This is a genomic window from Sphingopyxis terrae subsp. terrae NBRC 15098, from assembly GCF_001598815.1.
GTDB classification, from domain to species: Bacteria; Pseudomonadota; Alphaproteobacteria; order Sphingomonadales; family Sphingomonadaceae; genus Sphingopyxis; species Sphingopyxis terrae.
In genome coordinates, this window is the sequence record NZ_BCZQ01000024.1 from 1 (window position 1) to 8,051 (window position 8,051).

Consider the following 8,051-nt stretch of genomic DNA (forward strand, 5'->3'; position numbering starts at 1 on the left):
GCGCTCGCTGACTGCGTTCGTGGCGACCCGCGCCGATCAGGCCATCAACGTCGGCCTCCATGATCAGCTGCAGCACGTTCTCGGCGATGGTGCGCAAAAAATCCGGTTGGCCGCCCTTCGCAGCAAGCTCTTCGATCAGTAATCTGTCCTCGGTCATCGGGAACTCCTCTTCGTCACGGTTGAAGTGTGCAAACTCCACCATAACGATGAACCCGGTGGCCACCAGCGACGCCGCATTCCGGGGTGGGGCATGCCCCACCCCGGAATACACCATCGCCTACACCGGAAATTACACCACGAGCGCGGACGCTAACCCAAATTTGAGCCAAAGGAAGTTTTTTTTTATAGACTTACCATACGTATTCTATAACCTGCAAAAAATACGACGAGGGGGTGAAAGCGGCCTCGCGGTGGGAAGCAATATAGTTACGGTTGGCCAAGCGCGATAATGCCGTTTCGGCATGATATTTAGCGTTTGCCGTTAAATTGGATTGCCCACATGTCCTTCTATGCAGTCTCGTCTACCTCAAATTGCATCGCATCGTCGCAGCATCATATCGCCTCCGATATTGCAAATGCTTCTGAATTGCACACCCGATTTTCCAAAAGAGATCTTTCAACTTATAGCTATAACCTGCGTTTTTTAGGCTCTTTTGGACTGGTCGGGCCCGACGGGCGTTGGATTGAAGTGACGCGTAAAAAAAGTATCGCGCTTCTGGCGTTGTTAGCAACCGGGATTAATGGAGAACGGTGGCGCTCTTGGCTTCAAGAAAAGTTGTGGGGTTCATTGGAGCCTCAATGTTCCCAAGCCGCACTGCGACGCGAAATATATTATTTGCGGCGACTAGGGAATGTCTACCAGATCCCATTGTTGATAGCCAACTATCGTGTGGTTAAGCTAAATATTTCAGTCGTAAATATAGACTTTCTTTCTAGAGAAGTTGACGAATACGACGAATTTCTCGAAGGTTTTTCTCTTCTTGGGGAACCAGAGTTCGGCTATTGGTTGAAAAAAACTCGCCAAAATATTAGTAAGTCTATGACAATAAATAGTAATATTTCGGCCCGTGCAGCAGCCCTTCGGGGGCATCTATAACACATTGATCTAGGCGCTGGATTTCCGTTAGCAGGAATTAGAGTTTAGAAGTTTCTGCAGTATCATCCAACCTTGGACCACGGGGGTCTTTCCGCCTTGCTCACACCGGTGGGCTGTTGCACCGGCTGAGTTTGTCGGCCGTACACGATCAATCACCAGATAGGTTAATTGCGTCCAGGCCTGCTGCCTTGGCTTCTGAAAAGGCGCGAAGGGCTATCTCGTTAGCGAGACTGGCGATGCTTTGAATGATCGCGCAGAGCGAACGCGCCTACATCCCGCTCTAGGGCGTCGCGCATCACCCGTCTAAGAACTTGAAGTCAGATTGAGCAACGGCTTGTGAGAATCTGCTACGCCCATTTTTCTGCTCACTCACGCATATAATCGTCCAAATCCGCAAAACGTATCGCTACCGCCACAGCAAACTCTGCAAGCATGCCCTCGCGCGGATTAGAGCGAATAAATGGGTACCCTGCCATAAAGCAGACCCTAGCAATCTAGTGAGAAAGATATTTTCCAGTGATTTGAGTGCCCTTCATTGTTATGCTGGGCGCGCCAGCTTTCTCCAAGACCATGACCTCGACGAGCGTTTGCGTCGGCGCGCTGGACGCCCGCGCTTTTTTTGGTCATGCTTGGCGACATCGGCCAAATGGGAGAGCGATGATGAAATTCCGGGGCATGACGGCAATCGCGCTGGGTGTCGGGCTGCTCTTGGCTGCCGCGCCTCTGCAGGGCTTCGCGGCGCTCAAGCCCGGCGTGAAGGCGCCCGATTTCACGCTGGATGCGGCACAGGGCGGGAAGCCCTTCAGCCTGTCGCTGAAGCAGGCGTTGAAGCAGGGTCCGGTCGTCCTCTATTTCTTTCCCGCGGCTTTCACGCCCGGCTGCACGATCGAGGCGCATCTTTTTGCCGAATCGACCGACGATTTCAAAAAGTTGGGCGCGCGCGTCATCGGCGTCACCGCGGGCAATATCGACCGCGTCGCCGAATTTTCGCGGTCGGAATGCCGCGACAAATTTGCCGTGGCGGCCGATCCGGGCGCGAAGGTCGCCGCCAAGTATGACACGACGATGCGCACGGCGGACAACCGGATTCTCTCCGAACGCACATCCTATGTGATCGCGCCGAACGGGACGATCCTGCTCAGCTACACCGACAGCAAGCCGCAGGCGCATATCGAGAAGACGATGGCGGCGGTGCGGGCATGGAAGGCGCGGAAGCGCTGATCGCCGCCGCGTGCTCGCGCGATCCGCAAGAGATATGTTGACGACAGCGCGGTCATCGTGGCACTCGGACGCCGCATCGCGAGGGCAACTGCAAAACGCGTTTTAAAACAGCGCGGCAGGCAGGGGCCAAGTCGTTGAAATGCGGGTGTAGCTCAATGGTAGAGCAGAAGCTTCCCAAGCTTACGACGAGGGTTCGATTCCCTTCACCCGCTCCAGCCCCGCCGTAAGAGGCCCGGCGCAGGCCTCCCGCTTCCGACATTCAGGATCTTCTTGTGACGGCAAAGCGCACCATTCCGTTCATTGTGGCGACCATCTTCATCGATGCGATCGGGTTCGGCATCATCATGCCGGTGCTGCCGCAGCTCGTGATGGAGGTGGGGCGCATCGACCTGCCGCATGCAATCGAGGTCGGGGCGTGGATCGGGCTTGTCATGGCGATGGCGACCTTCCTCGCTTCGCCGGTGCTCGGCAATCTGTCGGACCGGTTCGGGCGGCGGCGCGTGCTGCTGCTGTCGCTTGCCGGACTCGCCGCCGACTATGCACTGCTGACGATCGTCGACACGCTGCCCTGGCTGTTCCTCGCGCGCGCGCTGTCGGGAATTTTCGGGGGTAGCTATGCCGCCGCGATGGCGGCGATCGCCGATGTCACGCGGCCGCAGGAGCGCGCTCGCAACTTCGGTTTCGTCGGCGCCGCCTTCGGTGTCGGCTTCGTCGTCGGCCCCGCGATCGGCGGCTTTCTGGGCGAGTTGTCGCCGCGCGCGCCCTTTGTGGCGGCGGCGCTGCTCGCGGCGGCGAACATGATCTACGGCGCCTTCATCTTTCCAGAGACGCTGGCCCCCGACAAACGGCGCGGCTTCGACTGGCGCCGCGCCAATCCGCTTGGCGCGGTTCGCGCGATGCGCGCGCTTCCGGGCATGAGCGGCGCGGCGGCGGTGCTGCTGCTGTGGCAGATCGCCAGCCTCGTCTATCCGATGACGTGGAGCTTTTACTGCATCGCGCAGCTCGGCTGGACGCCGGGGATGATCGGCGCGAGCCTTGCCGCGGTCGGCGTCGCCATCGCGCTCGGGCAAAGCTTCGTCGTCGGGCCGATGGTCGCGCGCTTCGGCGAACGCGATGCGGCGACGATCGGCATCGCCGTCGCGGTCGCGGTGTTCGTCGGCTATGCGTTCGTGACGACGACCTGGGGCGCCTTCCTGCTGATCGTGCCGATCATGTTCCAGGCGCCGGTGCAGCCATCGCTGAGCGCCATCTTGTCGCGCCGCGCCGATGCCGGCGCGCAGGGCGAGGTGCAGGGAATATCGGCGATGGCAATGGGGCTGGGACAGATCGTCGCGCCCCTGCTGCTCACCGGCACCATGGCCTGGTTCACGGGCGCGAACGCGCCGGTGCATTTCCCCGGCGCCGCCTTTCTGGTGGCGGCGCTGTTCGGACTGTTCGCGATCGCGATGCTGCGCCGCCTGCCGCGCGCGACGCGGACGAGCGACGCCGACGCGGCCGATCAGATGCCGCCGTCGGTCACCGCATAGCCCGCCGCCTCAAGCGCCGTGCGCACGGCGGCAACGCAAGCGGCGACCCGCTCCGCGTCGGTCGAGCGAAAGACGAAATTGGCGCCGACGCGGCCGTCGCGAAAGAAAGGATAGCTGCCGATCGCGACGCCGGGGTGATCCTTTTCGCCCGCGCGGAGCAGATCGGCGACCTCGCTTTCGGGCGCCCAAGCGCCGATCGTGTGCGCCACGAGCGGCGCTCCGCCTTCCAGCGCGCCCGTCAGCGCATCGAGCATGCCCGCGGTGATGTGCGGCACGCCCGCCATCACGAACAGATTGCCGATGCGGATGCCGGGCGCGCCCGACATGCGGTTGGGGATCAGCTCGGCGCCCTCCGGGGTACGCGCCATGCGCAGCCGCGCCTCGGTCAGTTCGCCGCCGCGCGCCGTGTAATAGCGTTCGAGGATCGCGCGCGCATCGGGGTGGACGATGACCCCGACGCCGAGCGCCTTTGCCACCGCATCGACGGTAATGTCGTCGTGGGTCGGGCCGATGCCGCCGGTGGTGAAGACATAGTCGTAACGCGCGCGCAGCGCATTCAGCGCATCGACGATCTCGTCCTCGACATCGGGGACGATGCGCACTTCGCGCAGGCGAATCCCCTGCACGTCGAGCCAGGTCGCGATCTGCGCGACATTCTTGTCCTGCGTGCGGCCCGAGAGAATCTCGTCGCCGATCACCAGCACGGCGGCGGTCCAGATGCGTTCGTCGCTCATCCTCTTGCCTTACCGCGCCCGCATGACAAAACAAGGCTTCTGGATCGCAGACAATGTTCCTGATATGTTCTTTGCGACTCGCAGCAAGGGAGAGCAACCATGGCCGACGATCTGATTTTCTATACCAACCCCATGTCGCGCGGACAGATCGTCCGCTGGATGCTCGAAGAGGTGGGCGCGCCCTATCAGACGCAAATACTGGGCTATGACGACAGCATGAAGGGCGCCGACTATCTGGCGATCAACCCGATGGGCAAGGTGCCCGCGATCGTCCACCGGGGCAAGGTCGTCACCGAATGCGCCGCGATCTGCGCCTATCTGGCCGATGCTTTTCCCGATGCGGGGCTCGCGCCGCCGCTGGAGGCGCGCGCCGACTATTACCGCTGGCTGTTCTTTGCCGCCGGGCCGCTCGAAACCGCGGTGACCAACACCCACGCCGGCTGGGTGCCGAGCGCCGAACAACAGCGGATGGTGGGATATGGCTCGTTCGACAAGGCGCTCGACGCGCTCGAAACGGCGGTGGCGGACAAGGCCTTCGTTGCGGAGGGGCGCTTCAGCGCCGCCGACGTCTATGTCGGAAGCCAGCTCGACTGGGGCCTGCAATTCGGCACGATCCCGACGCGCCCCGCCTTCGAAGCCTATGTCGCGCCGTTGCGCGAGCGCGCGGGATACCGGCGGGCCAAGGACATCGACAACGGGCTGATCGCCGAGATGCAGGCGGCGAACCCGGCCTGACGGCATCCGGCGCTAGAAAATCCCTGCTGCCAGCCCTTCCGCGAGCGCGGCGCCCAGATCGCGCGCTTCGGCAAGGCGGTCCGCCGCAATCGTCTTGGGGGCGAGGATCGCCTCGGGCGTCTGGGCATCGGTATTGACGATGACGGGATCGGCCACACGCCGCAGGCGCCAACCGGTCGCGATGCGGTCGAGCTGGCGCTGGGCGTTTTCGCCGTCGGAGCCGGCGCAGATGATCGTCGCATAGGGGCGCCCTTCGATCCGGCCGAGGCAGGGATAATAGCAGCGGTCGAACATCTCCTTCATCGCGCCCGACAGCGCCGCGAGATTTTCGGGGCCGACGAACAGATAGCCCGCCGCCGCTTTAATCATCTCTGGCGTCACATCGTCCGCCGCGACGCGGCGCGCTGCGTCGCCGGCGCCTGCCGCCGCCGCCTCGGCGAGCGCGGCGCTGCCGCCGGTGCGGCTGTGCCAAATGATAAGCAATTTGCATTTCATCGCCGCAATATCCTCTAGCGTCGCGCGAAGCCCGCACCGCCGGGCATCCGCTTGCCAAGCCATGCCACAAGGCGCAAGCAGGACCAAAAGGGGAGGATGCGATGAAGCGTGCGATCTGTCTGATTCCGATCATGCTGTGGGCGAGCGGCGCGGCGGCGCAGGATGCGGCGAGCGAGGCGACCCGCGCTGCGCAGGCCGAACTCGCGCAGCGCCTGCCGCTGGGCGACCCGCGCGACGAGGCGAATGTGCTGCGCGGCAAGATCGCCGAGATTCCGGACGGCGTCATCACGGGCAAGGATGGCCGGATCGTCTGGGATCGCCGACCCTATGACTTTCTGAACAGGGCGAAGGCCCCCGACACGGTCAACCCGTCGCTGTGGCGGCAGGCGCGGCTCAATGCGGTGCACGGGCTGTTCGAGGTTGTGCCGGACAAGATCTGGCAATTGCGCGGCTATGACCTGTCGGTGATGACGATCATTCGCGGCAAGACCGGGTGGATCGTGGTCGATCCCTTGCTGTCCGAGGAAACCGCAGCGGCGGGGTGGAAGCTGTTCGCCGACACGGTCGAGGCAAAGACGGGCGTGCTGCCGATCCGCGCTGTCATCTTCAGCCACAGCCACAGCGACCATTTCGGCGGCGTCGGCGGCATCGTGACTCCCGAACAGGTGAAGAAAGACAAGATCCGCATCATCGCACCGCACGGCTTTTCCGAAGAGGCGACGTCGGAAAATGTGCTCGCCGGCCCGGCGATGGGGCGCCGCGCGCTCTATATGTTCGGGGCGATCCTCGCGCCCGGACCGACGGGACAGGTCGATACCGGGCTCGGCCCAAAGCTGTCGTCGGGGACGATCGGCTATATGGAGCCGACCGAAACCGTGTCCGCGCGCGGCGCGACGCTGACCATCGACGGCCTGGCCTTCGATTTCATGGACGCGGGCGGCACCGAGGCGCCGGCCGAGTTCGTCTTTTACATCCCCGCCTACAAGGCGCTCCACACGACCGAGGTGGTGACCCACAATCTGCACAATGTGCTGACGCTGCGCGGCGCGCAGGTTCGCGACGCGTTGCGCTGGTCGAAGGTGATCGACGCGATGCTCCTCAAATGGGGCGGCAGCGCCGAGGTTGCGATGGGATCGCACCATTGGCCGACATGGGGCGCGGGCGAGGTCCGCACGCTGCTCACAAACCAGCGCGACGCCTATCGCTATGTCCACGATCGTACCCTGTTTCTCGCCAACCGGGGCGCGACGCTGCATGAGCTGGCCGACCAGACTCCCGAAGCGGCGGTGCAGGGAAGCGATTTTTCGACGCGCGGCTATTATGGCACGCTCAACCACGACATGAAGGCGACCTATCAGCGCTATTTCGGCTGGTGGGACGGCAATCCGGCCAATTTCAACCCGCTGCCGCCCGAAGAGAGCGCGCCCAAATATGTCGCGCTGGCGGGCGGCCCCGACAAGCTGCTTGCGGCGGGCAAGGACGCCATCGCCAAGGGTGAGTATCGCTGGGCGGCCGAAATGCTGAACAAGCTCGTCTTCGCGGCGCCCGACAATCAGGCGGCGCGCGCCGCGCTCGCCTCGGCCTATGACCAGCTTGGTTATCAGGCCGAATCGGGGGCGTGGCGCAACTATTATCTCGCCGCCGCCGCAACGCTGCGCGGCAATGCGGTCGCTGGCGGCACCAGCAACGGCCAGAGCCGGTCGTTCATCAGCGCGATCCCGACCGCGGTCTTCTTCGATTCGCTTGCTACCCGCTTCGACGCGGTGAAGGGCGCGGCGCAAAAGGGCGTGTTCCAGTTCGTGATGCCCGACAGCAAGGAAAGCGTCGCGGTCGTCGTCGAGGGCGGGGTCGAATTCCCGCGCTATGGCGTCACCGACGCCGCGCCGACCGCGACGATCACGCTCGATCGCAGCACGCTCGACGATGTGATGCTCGGTCAGGCGCAGTTTCCGGCGCTGATGCAATCGGGCGCGATCCGCATCGAGGGCGACCGCATGGCCTTTCTGTCGTGGTTCGCGATGCACCCGCCCGCCGACCCGCGCTTCAATATTGTTGTGCCATAGGGGGCGCTGCGCTTAACGAAGGGCAATGACCGATACCGACGCCGCGCCGCCCATCGACCCCTTCGCACCCGATGCGCTCAACGCGGTGGAGGGACTCGACCCGGTCGATCCCGCCTATCGTCACGTCCTGCGCATCGCCGCGGCGCTCAACGCCGTGCCGTTAGCGATCGGCGCGAGCGTC

At 63.3% G+C, this 8,051-nt stretch carries 8 protein-coding genes and 1 tRNA gene; 6 read left to right on the top strand and 3 right to left on the bottom strand.

The window, feature by feature from the left end:
• Positions 1-157 (bottom strand): transposase (locus tag STE01S_RS20100; RefSeq protein WP_174531844.1); only part of this gene is annotated, 157 nt, incomplete at its 3' end.
• Between the two features lie 342 nt (positions 158-499).
• Between STE01S_RS20100 and STE01S_RS20440 the strand changes: the two genes are divergently transcribed.
• The 4 genes from STE01S_RS20440 to STE01S_RS14690 all read left to right on the top strand — a co-directional run bounded on the left by STE01S_RS20440 (position 500) and on the right by STE01S_RS14690 (position 3,843).
• Positions 500-1,096 (top strand): hypothetical protein, encoded by a 597-nt coding sequence (locus STE01S_RS20440; RefSeq protein ID WP_152998661.1) that lies wholly within the window; start codon positions 500-502, stop codon positions 1,094-1,096.
• Between the two features lie 657 nt (positions 1,097-1,753).
• Positions 1,754-2,317, top strand: coding sequence for a peroxiredoxin (locus tag STE01S_RS14680; protein WP_003042476.1), 564 nt, complete (start codon positions 1,754-1,756; stop codon positions 2,315-2,317).
• Positions 2,318-2,458: 141 nt separating this feature from the next.
• Positions 2,459-2,532, top strand: a tRNA-Gly gene (locus tag STE01S_RS14685).
• 57 nt (positions 2,533-2,589) lie between these two features.
• Positions 2,590-3,843 carry an MFS transporter gene (locus tag STE01S_RS14690; RefSeq protein WP_082813353.1) on the top strand — a complete coding sequence of 418 codons (1,254 nt, stop codon included), beginning with the start codon at positions 2,590-2,592 and terminating at the stop codon, positions 3,841-3,843.
• On the opposite strand, the gene STE01S_RS14695 is transcribed toward STE01S_RS14690, so the two are convergent.
• Positions 3,816-4,577, bottom strand: coding sequence for a competence/damage-inducible protein A (locus tag STE01S_RS14695; protein WP_062768999.1), 762 nt, complete (start codon positions 4,575-4,577; stop codon positions 3,816-3,818). The two genes, STE01S_RS14690 and STE01S_RS14695, sit on opposite strands and share 28 nt — an antisense overlap.
• Positions 4,578-4,676: 99 nt before the next feature.
• Between STE01S_RS14695 and STE01S_RS14700 the strand changes: the two genes are divergently transcribed.
• Entirely contained in the window at positions 4,677-5,312 is a 636-nt protein-coding gene (locus STE01S_RS14700) for a glutathione S-transferase family protein (protein WP_062769002.1), read from the top strand.
• A gap of 12 nt (positions 5,313-5,324) precedes the next feature.
• On the opposite strand, the gene STE01S_RS14705 is transcribed toward STE01S_RS14700, so the two are convergent.
• Entirely contained in the window at positions 5,325-5,807 is a 483-nt protein-coding gene (locus tag STE01S_RS14705; RefSeq protein WP_003047167.1) for a flavodoxin family protein, read from the bottom strand.
• Between the two features lie 101 nt (positions 5,808-5,908).
• Here STE01S_RS14705 and STE01S_RS14710 point away from each other — a divergent pair, with 101 nt between their 5' ends.
• Entirely contained in the window at positions 5,909-7,870 is a 1,962-nt protein-coding gene (locus STE01S_RS14710; protein ID WP_062769005.1) for an alkyl/aryl-sulfatase, read from the top strand.
• Positions 7,871-8,051 lie beyond the last annotated feature (181 nt).